General features: G+C 62.5%; 13 protein-coding genes. 12 read left to right on the forward strand and 1 reads right to left on the reverse strand.

Features of this window, described 5'->3' with window-relative positions; genetic code table 11:
• Window positions 1–85 precede the first annotated feature (85 nt).
• The 4 genes from B5D13_RS00720 (at window position 86) to B5D13_RS00735 (ending at window position 4,764) form a co-directional block, all read left to right on the forward strand.
• Window positions 86–796, forward strand: coding sequence for an ABC transporter ATP-binding protein (locus B5D13_RS00720; RefSeq protein WP_078686380.1), 711 nt, complete (start codon window positions 86–88; stop codon window positions 794–796).
• A gap of 8 nt (window positions 797–804) precedes the next feature.
• On the forward strand, window positions 805–3,255 hold the full coding sequence (locus tag B5D13_RS00725; RefSeq protein ID WP_078686721.1) for an ABC transporter permease: 2,451 nt from the start codon (window positions 805–807) through the stop codon (window positions 3,253–3,255).
• Between the two features lie 291 nt (window positions 3,256–3,546).
• Window positions 3,547–4,278, forward strand: a complete 732-nt coding sequence (locus B5D13_RS00730; protein ID WP_159443953.1) for a DUF3793 family protein — start codon at window positions 3,547–3,549, stop codon at window positions 4,276–4,278.
• Between the two features lie 81 nt (window positions 4,279–4,359).
• Entirely contained in the window at window positions 4,360–4,764 is a 405-nt protein-coding gene (locus B5D13_RS00735; RefSeq protein WP_078686382.1) for a flavodoxin domain-containing protein, read from the forward strand.
• Window positions 4,765–4,906: 142 nt separating this feature from the next.
• Here the strand turns inward: B5D13_RS00735 and gpmA are convergent, their stop codons facing one another.
• On the reverse strand, window positions 4,907–5,665 hold the full coding sequence (gene gpmA, locus B5D13_RS00740) for a 2,3-diphosphoglycerate-dependent phosphoglycerate mutase (protein ID WP_078686383.1): 759 nt from the start codon (window positions 5,663–5,665) through the stop codon (window positions 4,907–4,909).
• A gap of 415 nt (window positions 5,666–6,080) precedes the next feature.
• Here gpmA and B5D13_RS00745 point away from each other — a divergent pair, with 415 nt between their 5' ends.
• The 8 genes from B5D13_RS00745 (at window position 6,081) to B5D13_RS00780 (ending at window position 17,030) form a co-directional block, all read left to right on the forward strand.
• Entirely contained in the window at window positions 6,081–6,305 is a 225-nt protein-coding gene (locus B5D13_RS00745; protein ID WP_078686384.1) for a hypothetical protein, read from the forward strand.
• Window positions 6,306–6,571: 266 nt separating this feature from the next.
• The gene (locus B5D13_RS00750; RefSeq protein WP_078686385.1) at window positions 6,572–7,909 is read left to right on the forward strand and encodes a glutamine synthetase family protein; all 1,338 of its coding nucleotides are present in this window, start codon (window positions 6,572–6,574) and stop codon (window positions 7,907–7,909) included.
• A 374-nt stretch (window positions 7,910–8,283) separates the two neighbouring features.
• Window positions 8,284–10,500, forward strand: a complete 2,217-nt coding sequence (locus tag B5D13_RS00755) for an ABC transporter permease subunit (protein ID WP_078686386.1) — start codon at window positions 8,284–8,286, stop codon at window positions 10,498–10,500.
• 3 nt (window positions 10,501–10,503) lie between these two features.
• Window positions 10,504–11,364, forward strand: coding sequence for an amino acid ABC transporter ATP-binding protein (locus B5D13_RS00760; RefSeq protein WP_078686387.1), 861 nt, complete (start codon window positions 10,504–10,506; stop codon window positions 11,362–11,364).
• A gap of 213 nt (window positions 11,365–11,577) precedes the next feature.
• A complete protein-coding gene (locus tag B5D13_RS00765; protein WP_078686388.1) occupies window positions 11,578–12,252 on the forward strand; it encodes a winged helix-turn-helix domain-containing protein in 675 nt (224 codons plus the stop codon).
• 393 nt (window positions 12,253–12,645) lie between these two features.
• The gene (locus B5D13_RS00770; RefSeq protein ID WP_234970613.1) at window positions 12,646–13,872 is read left to right on the forward strand and encodes a S1C family serine protease; all 1,227 of its coding nucleotides are present in this window, start codon (window positions 12,646–12,648) and stop codon (window positions 13,870–13,872) included.
• Window positions 13,873–14,055: 183 nt separating this feature from the next.
• The gene (locus B5D13_RS00775) at window positions 14,056–14,370 is read left to right on the forward strand and encodes a metal-sensing transcriptional repressor (RefSeq protein WP_078686390.1); all 315 of its coding nucleotides are present in this window, start codon (window positions 14,056–14,058) and stop codon (window positions 14,368–14,370) included.
• A gap of 8 nt (window positions 14,371–14,378) precedes the next feature.
• Window positions 14,379–17,030, forward strand: coding sequence for a heavy metal translocating P-type ATPase (locus B5D13_RS00780; protein ID WP_255375250.1), 2,652 nt, complete (start codon window positions 14,379–14,381; stop codon window positions 17,028–17,030).
• Window positions 17,031–17,042 lie beyond the last annotated feature (12 nt).

Here is a 17,042-nt window from a genome sequence, read left to right on the forward strand (position 1 = left end):
GCATCGTTTGGCGAAAAACTGTTAGACAAGGTGTACTATCTCAACAGTTAACCAAATCTAACTAATGTAGGAAAGTTGGTGGCGCATGACCGCAAATCCTTATCTTGAGATCTCGGGCTTGACCAAGAGCTACGGGAGCGGAGACATTCGGACTCAGGTCCTCAAGGGAATCGACGCGAGCATCTCGAAGGGGGAAGTCTGCGTGTTGTTTGGCCCCTCGGGTTCGGGAAAGTCGACCTTCCTCAACCTGGTGGGCGGCCTCGAGACCGTCGACGGCGGCTCCATCGTCGTCAACGGCCAGGACATAACCACGCTCTCGGGTCGTGATTTGGTCGAGTATCGCCGTCGCGAGCTCGGTTTCATCTTCCAGTTCTACAACCTCGTTCCCGACCTGACGATTCGCGAGAACATCGAGGTGTGCAGACACTTGGCGAAGGACCCGCTGCCCGTTGACGACCTCCTCAACTCTCTGGGCCTCTGGGAGCAGCGAAAGAAGTTCCCCAACCAGGTCTCCGGAGGCCAGCAGCAGCGTTGCTCCATCGGTCGTGCCCTGGTCAAGAACCCCGGCCTGCTCCTGTGCGACGAGCCTACGGGCGCGCTCGACTACAAGACCTCCAAGGAGATCCTCGCCCTCATGGAGCGGGTCAACAAGCGCTACGGCTGCACCATGGTCATCGTTACCCACAACGACGCCATCAAGCACATGTCCAACCACATCCTGCGGCTCCGCGATGGCGTCCTGGTCGAGGACGAAATGAACGACAGCGTCATCCCCGCGTTCGAGATCGAATGGTAGGTGCCGCCATGTCACCACTCTACAAGCGCCTGCCTCGCGAACTGAGGCACAACATCGGCAAGTACCTCGGCCTGTTCGTTCTGCTGACCATGGCCATCTCTGTGGTCTCGGGCTCCCTGGTCGCGGCGCGGTCCATCCAGGCGAACGTCGCCGATGCCCGCTCGCATGCAAGCGTCGAGAACTTCTCGTTTACGACGCAGTTCGAGGCCCCGGACGACGCCCTTGACGCCGTCCGCGAGGTGGGGGACGGCTGCAGCGTCTACAAGGACTATTGGTCCGACGTGAGCATTGAGGGCTCGGGCGTCGAGGCGGACAGCTCCGCGCGACTGTTCGTCAACCGCGACGAGGTCAACAAGGCGATCTACTTCGAGGGCTCGGCACCCCAGAAGGACGACCAGATAGCGCTCGACAAGTGCTTCGCCAACTCGCACGGCATCTCGGTCGGAGACAAGATCACGGTTGCTGGTCAGGAGCTTAGCGTCACCGGAATCATGGTGCTCTCTGACTACGAGGCCCTCATGGTCAAGAACAGCGACCTCGCCTACAATACGCACACGTTCACGGTCGCGCAGGTGACCCAGGGGGCGTTCGACCGGCTTGCGCCCAGTGTCAACTATCGCTACAGCGTCATCCTGAACGACCGGGACATGAGCCTGGTTGACAGGACCAGCTACGAGAAGGACGTGGCGAAGGCGCTCTCCGAGCACGGTGCGACCGTCGAGGACCTTGTCGATTGGGATAGCAACAAGGCTGCCACCTACGCCGATGATGACATCCAGGGAGATCAGGGTGCCTATGTGACCATGTCCTTCCTTCTCGTCCTCATTTCCGCTTTCGTGTTCGTCGTCCTTACTGACGCTGCGATTGAGCAGGAGAGCACCGTGATAGGCACGCTCCTTGCTTCGGGTTACCGCAAGGGCGAGATCATGCGGCACTACCTTGCCGCCCCGCTGGTCGTCGGCATCCTCGGTGCCGTGGTGGGCAATGTTCTCGGTTACACCGTCGTGATGAGAAAGGTGGCGTTCCTGTACTGCCGCTCCTACAGCGTGCCGCCGTTTCAGGTGGTCTTCCAGCCGTGGGTCTTCGTTTGGACGACGGTGCTCCCCCTTGTCCTTCTGGTGCTCATCACCTTGTTGGGGGCGCTGCGCAAGCTGAATCACACGCCCCTGGCGTTCCTCCGTCAGGAGATTGCGTCCAAGTCGTTCAGGTCTTCGATCGTGCTTCCTGAGCGCTGGGGATTTACGACCCGTTTCCGCACACGCGTCATCTTGCGTAACGCCTCGCACTTTGCCATCTTGTTCGTCGGCATAGCCCTCTCGAGCCTGCTGCTCATGTTCGGGCTGTGCTTCATGCCCATGATTGACCACTACGTCGACCAGATGCAGCAGATCTCTCCTGCAGAGCACACGTACACGCTCAAGGCCCCGCTCGAGATAGACGTCACGGGCGAAGAGGCCGCATCGGCCGAGTCCGCTGACCGCCTGATGGACTGCAAGGACCCGCAGAGCGAGCTTGCGCCCCAGGAGCTGCGCGACCTTCTTGTCAGCGCGAGCGCCATCACAAACGACCCGCGCGTCGTGGCGGGGCATCCCCTTAACACCAAGGTCAACTCGCACGAGACCATAGACGACGCCGAAAAGTTCTGTGCGACGAGCCTCACGGTGCCGCGCCTTGAGTCGGACGAGAGCGAGGAGGTTACGGTCTACGGCGTAGAGCCGCACTCCAAGTACTGGAAGGTCGACGTCTCTGGCGGAAAGATTGCCGTTGGAGCCGGCTTGGCCCAGAAGTGCGGTATCGAGGCCGGAAGGCAGTGCACGTTTACTGACAAGTTCACCGGCGACACCTACCTGCTTGCGCCCGACGACGTCGTCGGGAACGAAGCGGACATGAACGTCTACATGAGCAGGTCGACTTACGCCGAGGTGTTCGGCACCGACCCGGATTGGTTCTGCGGGTACGTTTCGGACAAGCCACTCGACCTTAACGAGCGCTACGTCGTGAGCGAGGTTACGCCGGAGCAGGTGTCTGCCGTTGCGAGCCAGACGAGCGACTCGCTGGGTGATTCCCTCTCGATGATGCTGTGGGCGGCGATCCCCATCACCATCACCTTGATCTATCTGCTTACCAAGACGGTAATCGACCGCTCGGCACGCTACATCTCCTACATGAAGGCGTTCGGATACCGCTACGGGGAGATAGCGAGCCTCTACGTGCGCCCCATTACGGTCACCGTTGCGGCCTCGGCGATGCTCTCTATCCCCGTTGTTCTGCTCACGGTCGGCCGAATCATGAAGGTGACCATGTCCCAGTATGCTGGAAACCTCGCCATCTGGGCCCCTCCGAGCCTTCTGCTTGAGGTCGTGGGTATCGTCATGCTGACCTACCTGGTCGTCGCGGCGATCCACGTCATCAAGATTAAGAGGGTCTCGCTGGTCGAGGCCATGAAGGTCAAGGAGTAGCACCTGGCCCCCGACGCTCGCGTCGGGGGCCTTTCTCTCCCGCAGGGGGAGAAAGTTCTAAAACTCGCTTGCATAAAGTTAGATATGGTGTACTCTGTTACTTGAAGTTAGTCGTGGCTAACAAAGTCTGCTCCTCGTGACGCAGGCAGGCCATCGATTGCTTGCCCCAACCTGAGTTTCGTGGACCCTCTCCCTGCGAAATGACAGGTCTCGAGGCGCTGCCAGCTCCCCCTCTCACTAGCTGGCGGCGCCTTTTTCATACGTGGGAGCGGAGTCCGAAAGGGAGGATGCGTGAGCGGAAACGATGCCTTGGAGGTGCGTCGCACGTTCGGCGTGCTTGAGGGTTGCGACGAGGCCGAAAGCGAGCTCTGCCGCGAGTTTGCCGAAACCCTGGTCCGCCGCGCCTCGGCGGTCATCTGTGGGGCAAAGCCCGTCGCCCTCTACTCGTGGTGCGTCCGCGACGCGCGCGAGATGTGGCCGGAAAGCGTCCTCGAGGCAAAGCTCGGCGAGCTGTTCGAGGTCTATCGCGCTGCCCTCAGGGACCACGGCCTCGAGATCGAGCCCCTGCACTTCTCGCGCTCCCGCGTGATGACGATGGCGTATCGCCCGCGGCTGGTCGAAGACGTCCTCTCCGATCCGCGAAACCGCGCGTTTCTTGCGCGTTCGGGCTACTGCGTCGATGGTGCGGAGGGGCTCGTGCGCTCTATGAGGCTGCGCCTGCTTGCCTTCTATCAGACAAGGGAGAAGGACGCGTGCACGTGCTCGAAGGCGGCTGCCCACGGCTTTCCCGCGAGCTCGGAGCAGGGCTTTCCGCATGAGATGGGGCTTCTGTTCGGATATCCCCTGGAGGACGTGAGGGGGTTCATCAGCGGGGGCAAGGCCACCTGCAGGGGCGCCTGGATTTCGTACGGCGACGTCGCGAAGTCGCGCAGGCGATTCGAGGCGCTCTCCCGCATCGAGCGTGAGTGCAGGGGCAGGTACCGTGCGGGTGCGACGCTGGGCGCGCTTCTGGAGAGCGCGTAGTCGCGCCTCGGGCGTCGCATGGAGGTGCCGATGGTACCCTCGGTCCGGACCGGGGGATCAATAGTGAATGAGGAGGTAATTATGAGCAAGGTAGCGGTTGTGTACTGGTCTCAATCGGGCAACACGGAGGCGATGGCCAACGCCCTCGCGGAGGCGGCGGGCACCCAGGCGGTAGAGGTCTCGTCCTTCTCGGCGGACATGGTGGATGACTACGACGCCTTCGCGTTCGGCTGCCCTGCCATGGGCGCTGAGGAGCTCGATTCGGACTTCGAGGAGGTCTGGGAGGCCTGCGTGGGTGCCTTTGGTGACAAGCCCGTCGCGCTGTTCGGCTCCTATGACTGGGGCACGGGCGAGTGGATGGAGACGTGGAAGGCCGCGGCCGAGGATGCGGGCGTCAACGTCGTCGGCGACATCATCGCCAACCTCGACCCCGACGACGAGGCCCTCGAGGCGCTCAGGGCAATGGGCGCCAAGCTCGCCGAGTAGGCCCTTCTCCCCACGTTGGTCGCGTCATCGCCGGCCGGCGCCCTTCGTGCCGAGGCTTTGGTATCGCGACGCACTGTCGGCAAAGAGCCCCCGGGCGCACTGGCGCGCCCGGGGGCTCTGGCTTGGTCGAGGCTGACCCTCCCTACTTGGCCTTGCCCTGATTGGCGACTGCGTCGATCTTTCTCTTGATGGTGTCGGGGTCTCCGATGTAGTGCTTGTCGAGGATGTTCCAGTCCTTGTCGAAGGTGTAGCTCAGGGGCACGCCCGTGGGGATGTTGACCTTCAAGATCTCGTCGGGGGAGAGGCCCTCGATCTTCATCACCAGCGCACGGAGGCTGTTGCCGTGCGCCGCGATCAGCACGCGACGGCCGCGCTCGAGCTGCGGGGCGATGGTGTGCTGGAAGTAGGGCCAGGCGCGGTCGATGGTGTCGGCCAGGCACTCGGCCAGGGGAAGGTTGTCGGGGTTGACGTCGCGGAACTGCTCCTGCACGTGCGGGTCGCGCTCGTCGCCGGGCTCGAGCGCGGGAGGCCTCACGTCAAAGGAGCGCCTCCAGATGAGCACCTGGTCCTCGCCGTGCTCTGCGGCAGCGTCCGCCTTGTTCAGCCCCTGGAGCGCGCCGTAGTGTCGCTCGTTCAGGCACCACGACTTGTGGACCGGAAGCCATGCGCGATCCATCTGGTCAAGAATGATGTCGAGCGTGTGGATGGCGCGCTTGAGCATCGAGGTGTAGCACACGTCGAAGTCGTATCCCTGCTCTTTGAGCGCCCTTCCGCCGGCGGTGGCCTCGGCGCGGCCCGTGTCCGTGAGGTCGACGTCGGTCCAGCCGGTGAAGAGGTTCTTCAGGTTCCACTCTGATTCGCCGTGTCGGACGAGTACGAGCTTCATGGTCTTGTCTGCCATTGAATCTCCTTTCCATGGTGTCTCTCAATAGGGAATATAGCCATTTCAGAAGAAATAGTTAACCACGGTTTACAAAAAGTAAGAAAAGGATTACTTTAATAAGCGTCGAGCGCGAAGCGGGCGTTTTTGCATGGTTGACGATTCGCGGGCGCGTTCGAATGCGTTTACTCCTGCCCTCGCAGAGCGGACCCTCTCCCCGCTTACACGTGGGCCCTCGACCCCATCGGTGCCCCTTCCTCACCGATGGGGTCTTCTTCTGTTCCTACGAGGGGTGCTCGGCCCTTTGATGTGTTCTTGTGTTGGGGAGAAGCGCCTGTCTCCGTTGCGGGGAGGCGCTCTCGTTCCGGCAGGTTATAGTAAGCCATAGCTAACTACGTCCCCGTTAAGAGGACGGGGCCCTTCGATAGGAGTTGTCATGAGTCCTGTGGACGTCGTCATCATTCTGGCGGTTGCTGCCATCGTCGCGCTGTGCGTCCGACGCCTGCTCAAGGGAGAGGCGGGAGGCTGTTCCGACTGTGCCTCCGGCGCGTCCTGCACGGCCAGAAAGACCGGAAGGGGCAGCTGCAAGGCTGCCGCTGACATGGTGGCACGCGCCGACGCGGCGCTGTCGGGTCGCCCGGACTCGCACGACGGCAAGTAGCCGACGTTTCCGTGAGGTGTTCGCGCGCCCCAAGCTGCTGTACTAAAATCTATGCGTTTGTTCGAGCCCGGCCGAAACCACTCCTTGGATGTTGGTTTTTGCTGGATTTGCTTGGTCTTCTCGCTCGGCTGCCGTCCGCCTTTTACTTTGTGCTTTTGGGCTTTGGGTAACAGGCGCGAAACGTCCGTGTGAGATTGTCGTATAACGATACGTTGGCGCAGGTTCGGAGGTGTCCGCGCTTGCAAGGCGGTGGAGGTAGTTTGCACATGAGCGATAGGAACATCGATTTTGTTCTTAGGACGGTAGAGAAGCGCGGAATCCGCTTTATTCGTCTGTGGTTTACCGACGTTCTGGGTGAGCTCAAGTCCTTCTCTATTTCTTCCGAGGACCTCGAGGAGGCCTTCGAGGAGGGCATTGGATTCGACGGTTCTTCGGTCGAGGGATTCGTTCCCCAGGAAGAGTCGGACATGCTGGCCTTCCCCGACCCCACCACGTTCCAGATTCTCCCGTGGCGTCCCGCCGAGAAGGGCGTTGCCCGCATCTTCTGCGACATAAAGACCCCCTCGCGCGAGCCGTTTGAGGGTGATCCCCGTTCCTGCCTCGAGCGCGTCTTCCGCATGGCCGAGGGCAAGGGCTACGTCATGAACGTCGGCCCCAAGATGGAGTACTTCTACTTTGGCGACAACATCAACCCCGTCCCGCTGGACAGGGCCGGCTACTTCGACCTCACCTCGAGCGACGCGGCCACAGACCTTCGTCGCGAGACCACGCTCATGCTCGAGAAGATGTCCATTCCCGTCGAGTACTCCTACCACTCCAACGCGCCCTCTCAGAACGCAATCGAGCTGCGCTTCACCGAGGCGAAGAGCTGCGCCGACAACATCATGACGGCGCGCCTTGTCATTCGCCAGAAGGCATTCGAGAACGGCATGTTCGCTTCGTTCATGCCCAAGCCGCTGACCGACGTCTCGGGCTCTGGCATGTTCCTGTACCAGTCGCTGTTCGACCGCGAAGGCACGAACCTCTTCTGGGCCCCGAAGACCCAGCACCCCGCTCACCTCTCTGAGCTCGCGCAGCACTACGTCGCCGGCATTCTCAAGTACGCTCCTGAGACCATGCTCGTCACCAACCCTACGGTCAACTCCTACAAGCGCCTGGTCGACAACGGCGAGGTCCCCATCTACACCACCTGGGGCCGCAAGAACCGCTCTGCGCTCGTCCGCATCCCCACGCACAAGCCGGGCAAGCACCAGTCCACACGCATCGAGCTCCGCAACCCGGACCCGACTGCCAACCCCTACCTCACGCTTGCGCTCTCCCTTGCCGCCGGCGTCCGCGGCATCGAGGAGGGGCTCGTCCTTCCGCCCGAGGTCGAGCAGGATCCCAACATGCTCTCCGCGGCCGAGCGCGAGAAGCTCGGCATGATGCGCCTTCCCCGCACGCTGGGCGAGTCCATCGAGGCCTTCGAGGCGAGCGACTTCGCGCGCGAGGTCCTCGGTGACCACATCTGTGACTACCTCATCGCCGAGAAGCGCAGGGAGTGGGACGAGTACTGCTCCGTCGTCACCGATTGGGAGTGCCGCAAGTACTACGTAGGCATGTAGTTCCACTGCTTCGAAAGCGTCATTACATGCACAAAGTCTGCTGCCCGCCTTGGAGCGTTCCAAGGCGGGCAGTTTTTTCACAAAACGAATTTCTGCATGTAAGAAAGGTACGGCATAACTTTTTTGAGTGTTAGCATGCGCGTTCGAAGGCTGTTACACGCGTGTTGCTCATTGCATATATCCCCATATGACACTGGAATAGATTCACTCACATCTTACGGATGATTAGTATCAAATAGGTTACGAAAATAATCCAATATGAGGATGATGAATCGCTTATGCACGAAATATTACTAAAGTGGGGTGCCGTTATTAATAGTAAAGTACACAGATGTTTTCGTTGCTCGAACGCACGACCGCTGAGGAGTGAGTTTATGAACGCAAAGTCGATTGGACGGGCCGCGAGGGCCGCGTTTGCGGTGAGCCTTGCACTCGTCATGACCCTGGTTGTCGCGGGGTGCGCCCAGCCGGGCGGCGACACCAGTGGGACGCCTTCGTCTGACGAGAGCTACAGCACCGTCACGCCGGGCAAGTTGACCGTGGTGTCCGACCTGGCCAACCCGCCGTTCGACTACATGGACGGCGACATGCCCACTGGCTTCGAGGTCGACCTCATGAATGCCCTTGCGAGCAAGATGGGCCTCGAGGTCGAGTATCTCTCGCCGCTCAAGTTCGACTCCATCGTCCCCACGATCCAGCAGGGTGGAAAGGCCGACGTCGGTGCCTCTAACTTCACCATTACCGAGGAGCGCCTACAGTCCATCGACTTCACGGACGCCTACATCGACTCCAACCAGGGACTCGTGACCTCTGCCGACATCTCGCAAGCGGTCTCGTCTGACGTGTCCTCGCTCAACACCCCCTCAACTCAGGTTGCGGTCCAGGCGGGCACGACGGGGGAGTCCTGGGTCAAGGAGAACCTTCCGAGCGCCACGGTGGTCTCCCTGGACGACCCCATTCAGGCGCTCACGGGCGTGCAGACCGGTCTTTACAAGGCCGCGGTTGCCGATCTTCCCGTCATGCAGTACGAGGTGAAGAGCGCTTACACCGGCCTCTCCGTCGCCATGGAGATTCCCACGGGCGAGCAGTACGGCCTTGTCGTGAGCAAGGACAACCCCGGACTGACCAAGGCGCTCAACAAGGCCCTTCAGGAGTGCCGCGAGGACGGCACGCTCTCCCAGCTCGAGACCAAGTGGTTCGGCGAGGACTACGAGTCTGAGGGCTCCGATGCCGCCGCGACCGCGACCCAGGCTACGACGGCCTCCGGCAACGCCGGCAGCATCGACGTCAACAAGGCGACTGCGCGTCCCAACGAGTCCGGTGGAGACGGCGTCATTGGTGGCATGAACACCAGGCTCACCTGGGAGGGAACCGTCAACGTAGACGACGGCGTCTCCTCCGTCACGCTCTCGCTGCCCGAGGGCTCCACCTTTGACGGCTCCACCACCCGCGTGACTGTCCTCGACGGCCTGAACCGTATAAACGTTGACAGCGAGACGTCTACTGACGGCTCGAGCGTCACCATCAAGTTCAAGACCCCCGTGCCCTCCGGCTCGCTGCTGCGCCTCGAGATCACCGACATGCAGTTCCCCGCAGAGGGCGGCGACTTCGTCGTGTCGGGTAGCTACGTCACGGGTGCCGGCACACAGGGCGCCCTCGACGACTCTCCCTCGATCTCGATCATCGCGAACACCCCCGTTCAGGCAATCGTCAACTACCTCGATGGCCAGACCTGGGTCGAGGCGTGGAACTCCGTTCCGTTCCTCAACATGTTCTTCAAGCCCCAGCTCCTGGTGACCTCGTTCGTGTCGCTGTTCAACGGCTGGCTGCTCTGCCTGCTGCTGGTCGTCATTGCCTACCCGTTCGCCATCGCGCTCGGTCTTCTGTTCGCGATCATGAAGATCTCCAACTTCAGGATCGCCCGCGTCATCGCCGCCATCTACATCAACGTCCTGCGCGGAACGCCTCTGTTCCTGCAGATCTACATCATGTTCTTCGGTCTGCCGATGATGGGCATCAACATCGACAACAACGTCCTGGGCGTCATTGTCATCGCGATCAACTCGTCCGCCTACCAGGCCGAGATCTTCCGTGCGGGCATCCAGTCCATCCCGAACGGGCAGTACGAGGCCGCGGCGTCTCTGGGCATGAACCGTGCGCAGACCATGTTCACGGTCATCCTTCCCCAGATGGTCCGTCGCGTCATCCCGACCGTCACAAGCGACTTCATTACCTCGTACAAGGACACCTCGCTGCTGTCCTCCGTCGGCGTCATGGAGCTCATGATGTTCTCCAAGAACCTCACGACGGTCTCTGGCAACATCACCCCGTACATGGCGGCGGCCATCTACTACCTCATCGTGACCATCCCCCTGATCAAGGCCGTCGGCGTCGTCGAGGGTCGCATGGCTGCGGCCGAGAACGGCGGTGGCCCGCGTCCCAAGGCCGGTGCGAAGTCTGCGGGCGCAAGCTCCAAGGCCCAGACTCCCGAGCCCGCGTCCATGGGCTATCACGCGGAGGAGAAGGACACGGCAAGCGTGCTAGGTGCCCTCTCGGCTCCGTTCCGCGCCCATTCCAGCAAGGAGGCATAAGCCATGCGTTCCAAGAAGAATCACGCCCCGGCGTTTGACGTCCCGCCTGCCATGGATGCCGCCGAGGCCGCAAAGATCGCCTACGACCAGGACGTCAGTCGCTCGAAGCACCACTTCGTGCCGGGCGAGCACCCCGTCGTGCGCATCGAGCACCTCAACAAGACCTTTACCGACACCCCCGTCCTCAGGGACGTCAACCTGAACGTGTGGAACGGCGAGATCGTCGTCGTCCTGGGTCCCTCGGGCTCGGGAAAGTCCACGATGCTGCGCTGCATCAACCTGCTCGAGACGCCCACGGCCGGCCACATCCTCATCGACGACGAGGAGATCACCGGCGCGAGCAAGACCAACGTCAACGAGCTGCGCAAGAACCTGGGCATGGTGTTCCAGGGCTTCAACCTTTTCCCACACATGACTGCGCTCGAGAACGTCATGGTCGGCCAGGTGAAGGTGCTCAAGAAGTCCAAGGAGGAGGCTCGCGTCGAGGCCATGAAGCAGCTTGAGGCCGTCGGCATGGCCGACCGAGCGGACTTCAAGCCGCCCCAGCTCTCCGGTGGCCAGCAGCAGCGCGTCGCCATCGCGCGTGCCGTCGCGATGCACCCCAAGGTCCTGCTCTTCGACGAGCCGACCTCCGCGCTCGACCCCGAGCTCGTGCGCGATGTCCTTGCCGTCATGCGTGATCTTGCCCTCAACGGCGACATGACGATGATCGTCGTCACGCACGAGATGGGCTTTGCGCGCGACGTCGCCGACCGCGTCGTGTTCATGGAAGGCGGCGTCGTTGTTGAACAGGGCCTGCCCGACGAGGTCTTCGACCACCCGCAGCAGGAGAGAACAAAGGAGTTCTTGGGTAGCATTCGTTAACAGATATGTCCACTCTTGCCTTTGAACCTGAATTGTTGCAATAAAGCGCTAATCTAAATTCAAAAAAGACGGCAAAACATTAACGCCTGATTTGCGACCGTGCAAAACGTTTCGGGCATGTTACAGAAATCGTTATGCTAGTCTTACCGAGAAGCGTTCTAGGGCGTTTCTCGATTTCTCATAGAGTGGCAATTCGACTCAGGGGGTCATCGGATGCATCACAAGAACATCCTGCTTCTGGCACGGACGTCTCGCTTTATTGAGCGCATGCGCGAACTCAAGCATGCCCTCGACGTGTCGATTCTACCGACCACTCCCGAGACGTTCTCTCAGGCGATTGACTCCGGCCACGAGTTCGACCTTGTGATCATCGATTCCGGCGGCCTGGACCAGGAGGCGCTGAACGCCGTCGACGCCTACGTGAGCGAGAACGGCTTCATCCCTACCCTCGTCATCCAGGACGAGAGCAAGCTCAACAACCTTCACCTTCCGGCGCAGGGGAGGAGCGACTTCATCCTCTCGACGGCAGGCGAGCTCGAGTTCGAGGTTCGCTGCGCGCTGCTGCTGTGGCCGGGCGAGGAGAGCGCCCCCTCCGACATCGTTTCCGTCGACAACATGACGATTAACCTTGCGACCTATCAGGTCTACATCGATGACGTTCCCGTCGACCTTACGCTTATGGAGTACTCGCTCCTCTCGTTCCTTGCGACGCACCCCTCGCGCGCGTACTCGCGCGAGACCCTGCTCCATCGCGTGTGGGGCTTCGAGTACTGTGGCGGCACGCGTACCGTCGACGTCCACATCCGTCGAGTCCGCTCGAAGGTGGGCCCACAGGTCGCCTCTCATATCGTGACAGTCCGCGGCGTCGGCTACCTGTTCAAGCTCTAGGCGCAGGCTCTTCTCGGCGGCATTCCCGTCGGTAAGGAATAGTCTTTTTCAGGAAACTAAAAGCCTTGTTCTACTAGCGTGTTTGGCGCTCAGGAGGGCAAGGTTTTTTATATGTGTGGGTACAGTGAATGCAGAAAGAACTGTTGGATCGGGCGACGCCCGAAGTCGGAAGGATAGCTCATGAGCATTAGCGATAACGGTCGTCCTCCGGTACCCGGACAGGGGTCAGGTCAAGTTCCCCCGCAGCCGGTGCCTCCAGCGCAGGGGGCGTCGCAGTGGCAGGCGCAGCCGACCCAGCAGCCGAGTCCTTCCCAGCCACCCGTGCAGCCGAGAATGGTGCCGAGTGCTCCGGGCGCAGCGGGTGCCCCAAAGAAGGGCTCCCGCAGGCTCCGCATGGTTCTCTTGGGCCTGGGCGGTGGCATCGTGGGGGCGCTTGCCGTCGTGTTCGCTCTCATGGGCCTCGGCATCATCGGCGGCACGCAGGTCATCGAGACGACCAACAGCTCGGCCGGTCAGACCATCAACATCACTGCAAGCGGTGAGGACGCGACCGTCGCCCAGGCAGCTGCCGCCAAGGCGCTTCCCTCGGTCGTTGTCGTGAACGTGTCGTCCTCGTCCGCCACGGGGCTTGGCTCGGGCGTCATCTACGACACCGACGGCAACATCATCACGAACAACCATGTAATTGATGGCGCGACGAGCGTCTCGGTCACCTATGACGGAAAGAGCTACGACGCGAGCGTCGTGGGCACGGACGCCTCGAGCGACCTGGCCGTCATCCACGTCGACTGGGGCGACACGCAGGTGACGCCGATGGAGATCGCCGATTCCGACAAGCTGGTCGTGGGCGACTGGGTCATGACGGTTGGTAGCCCATTCGGCCTTGACCAGTCCGTCTCGGCGGGCATCGTCAGCTCGCTTGCCCGCAACCAGATGATGAAGTCCGCCTCGGGCAACACGCTCTACACCAACCTCATCCAGACCGATGCGGCCATCAACCCCGGCAACTCTGGTGGCGCCCTGGTCAACAGCGAGGGCAAGCTGGTCGGCATCTGCACGCTCTTCTCGTCTGACACCGAGTCCTTTGCAGGCATCGGCTTCGCCATCCCCAGCAACTACGCGAAGGACGTCGCCGACAAGATCATTGCGGGCGAGACCGTTACCCACGCCTACATCGGCCTCTCGATGTCGACCGTGACCGCCCAGAACGCCAAGGCGAACGATCTTTCGGTGACCTCCGGCGCATACGTCGCCAAGGTGACCGACGGCGGACCTGCCGCGGCCGCCGGCATCCAAGTTGGTGACGTCATCACCAAGGTGAACGGCGAGGACATCCAGTCTGCCGACGGCATGATTCTGAACGTGCGCTCGCACAAGATCGGCGAGACCGTGACCGTGACCCTCATGCGCGGAGACGAGGAGAAGACCGTCACCGTCACGCTTGGTTCCGATGAGAACCTGCAGAAGGAACAGTCGGATTCGAACTCCCAGCAGAGGCAGAAGAGGGGCTCCGACGGCTCTTCTGACGACGACGTGATGCGTGAGATCTACGACTACCTGAACAACAACCGCGGCGGCTCCTACGAGTCCGATGGGGCGAGCGTGGACAACGCCGCATAGGCGCCTGGCGACGGCGACTCGCGCCTGGCGCGGAGCGGGCCGGCTCTCGATAGGGGGGCCGGCCCCTTTGTGTTTGACGGATACCCTATGGGGGTATATTATTGCCATTGATGACATGCCTTTGGGGGTATACGCCACCTCGGTGGCACCTCCGTGAGACGGTTTGGGAAAGAGGGGTCTGACGTGGAGACTGACGCGAAGGAAGAGGCGTGCCGCTGCCACCAGAAGCACACGCCACGCGACGAGAAGCTCAAGCGTGACCTGGGCAGCCGCATCAACCGTGCGGTGGGGCAGCTCAACGGCATCAGGCAGATGATCGAGGACGACCGCTATTGCGGCGACGTCCTCACGCAGCTCGCGGCGGTCCAGTCGGCCGTGAAGGCAATCAGCCGCGAGGTCATGAAGGACCACCTTGAGACCTGCGTGGTGGAGCGCGTCCAGGCGGGTGACGTCGAGGCGGTAGACGAGGTCATGGCACTCTTCAAGAAGTTCATGTAGGAGGAAGCGTGACACGGCAAAACACACGAGAGGCGTTCGACGTCACGGGCATGACCTGCGCCGCCTGCTCGGCGAGGGTCGAGCGCGCCGCGGGCGGCGTCGAGGGCGTCGAGTCGGCGAGCGTCAATCTTCTGAAGAACACGATGGAGCTGGAGTACGACGGCGACCCGGCGACCATCGCGCGCGTCGTCTCGGCCGTCGAGCGGGCCGGCTACGCTGCGACGCCCAGGGCTGCACGGCCAGCGGGCGCCGCGGGCCCCGCCGAGGGGGCAGGGTCCTTCTTGGCCGCGCGACCCGACGACCCTAGGGTTAACGCGGACAAGGCGATCCAGGCAAAGCGCATCCAGTTGCGCTGGTCGCTCGTGTTCGGCATCCCCCTGTTCTACTTCGCCATGGGTCCCATGCTCGGCTGGCCGGTGCCTGCTGTACTGTCTGGCCACAAGGGCATGATGGCCTTCGCCATAACGCAGCTGCTCCTGGCGACGGCCGTGCTGTTCGTGAACAGGAGCTACTTCACGACGGGCTTCAGGACGCTCGCGCACTTCTCGCCAAACATGGACTCGCTCATCGCGATCGGCTCGGCGTCAAGCTACGCCTACAGCCTCATTGGGGTGTACCGGATGGCCTTGGCGCTGGGTTCGCTCGACCTCGACGCTGCGCACCAGGCCATGATGCACGGGCTGTACTTCGACTCCGCGGGGACCATCCTCGTGCTCATCACGCTGGGAAAGTTCTTCGAGGCCCGCGCCAAGGGGAAGACGACGAGCGCCATCAGCGCGCTGATGGACCTTGCGCCCCGAGAGGCCACGGTCCTGCGCGACGGCATCGAGTCCAGGGTCCCCACCGCTCGGCTGCGCGTGGGCGACGTGGTGGTCGTTCGAGCTGGCGAGTCCGTCCCAGCCGACGGCGTCGTGCTCGAGGGGACGGCCTCCGTCGACGAGTCGGCGCTCACAGGCGAGCCGCTTCCTGTGGAGAAGTGCGCGGACTCCCTGGTGACGGGGGCCACCGTCAGCACGACGGGCTGGTTCACGATGAGGGTCACTGCGGTGGGCGAGGACACCGCACTGGCGGGCATCATCCGTCTGGTTGACAAGGCCACGAGCACCAAGGCGCCCATCGAGCGCGTTGCCGACCGCATTGCAGGCGTGTTCGTTCCCGCGGTGCTCGTCGCGGCGGCCGTGACGCTGCTGGCGTGGCTCGCTCTGGCCCCGGGTGACTTCTCGGCCGCCTTCAACCATGCGGTGAGCGTACTGGTCATCAGCTGCCCCTGCGCGCTCGGCCTGGCGACGCCCACCGCCGTCATGGTGGGAACGGAGCGTGCCGCGGCAAACGGCATCATGGTGAAGAGCGCGGAGGCCCTCGAGGGGGCGTGCGCCCTGGACGTGGTCGTGCTGGACAAGACGGGCACGATCACCGAGGGGGCTCCCTCGGTGACGGACGTCGCGCTGGCCGATGGCGTAGGGGAAGACGAGATGGTGGGCCTCGCCGCCGCCCTCGAGCGGAAGAGCGAGCACCCGCTGGCAACGGCCGTCGTGTCGTACGCAAGGGGCAGAAACATCGCGTTCGAGGCCGACGTCTTGGAGTTCAGGCAGGTCGTCGGGGGCGGCCTGCGCGGTAGCGTCGCTGGCTACGACGTGCTCGTAGGAAACGAGCGCCTGATGGGCGAGGCTGACGTGGACGTGAGCGCACAGGCCGGTGCGGCAGCGGCCATGGCCCAAAGGGCGGCGACCCCGCTCTTCGTGGCGGCGGATGGGGCGTGCCTGGGAGTCCTGGGCGTCGCAGACGAGGTAAAGGCCGGCTCGGCCTCTGCCGTCGCCCAGCTCAGGAGCCTGGGACTGCATACCGTCATGCTGACGGGAGACCAGCCCAAGAGCGCCGCCGCCATCGCTTCCGAGGTCGGCGTCGACGAGGTCGTGGCTGGCGTGCTCCCCGACCAAAAGGAGAATAAGGTCAGGCAACTACAGGACGAGGGACTCCATGTCGCCATGGTCGGCGACGGCATCAACGACGCCCCCGCCCTCGCGCGCGCCGACATCGGCATCGCCATCGGCGCCGGGACGGACGTTGCCATCGGCTCGGCCGACATCGTGCTCATGCGCTCGGACCCCATGGATGTGGTCACGTCCGTAGAGCTGAGTCGCGCAACCATGCGCAACATCAAGCAGAACCTGTTCTGGGCGCTGTTCTACAACGCCATCTGCATCCCCGTCGCGATGGGCGTCCTCACGCCCCTGGGTGTCACGCTCAATCCCATGGTGGGAGCGGCGGCCATGGGATTCAGTTCGGTGTTCGTCGTGAGCAACGCGCTGCGCCTGTTCCGCTGGAGGCCCTCGGGCACGGGCTTGGCCGAACCGTCCGCCAAAGTGTCGCGCTCGGTCGCCGCGAGCGTGAAAGAATCAGACGAGCGTGTCCCCACAGGCGAGGGACACGGTGAGGAGGAACAACCAATGAAGAGCAAGACCATGGCCGTCGAGGGCATGATGTGCCAGAACTGCGTTCGCCACGTGCGCGAGGCGCTCGAGGGCGTCACGGGCGTCAAGAACGTGGACATCGATCTCGAGGCCGGCACGGCCACGTTCGAGGCAGGCCTTCTGGTGAAGGATGCCGACCTCACGAAGGCGGTCGAGGATGCGGGCTATAGGGTGATCTCGCTCGCGTAGCGTTGCGGCGAA

This window comes from Olsenella sp. KH1P3 (genome assembly GCF_900167315.1).
GTDB lineage: Bacteria > Actinomycetota > Coriobacteriia > Coriobacteriales > Atopobiaceae > Olsenella_J > Olsenella_J umbonata_A.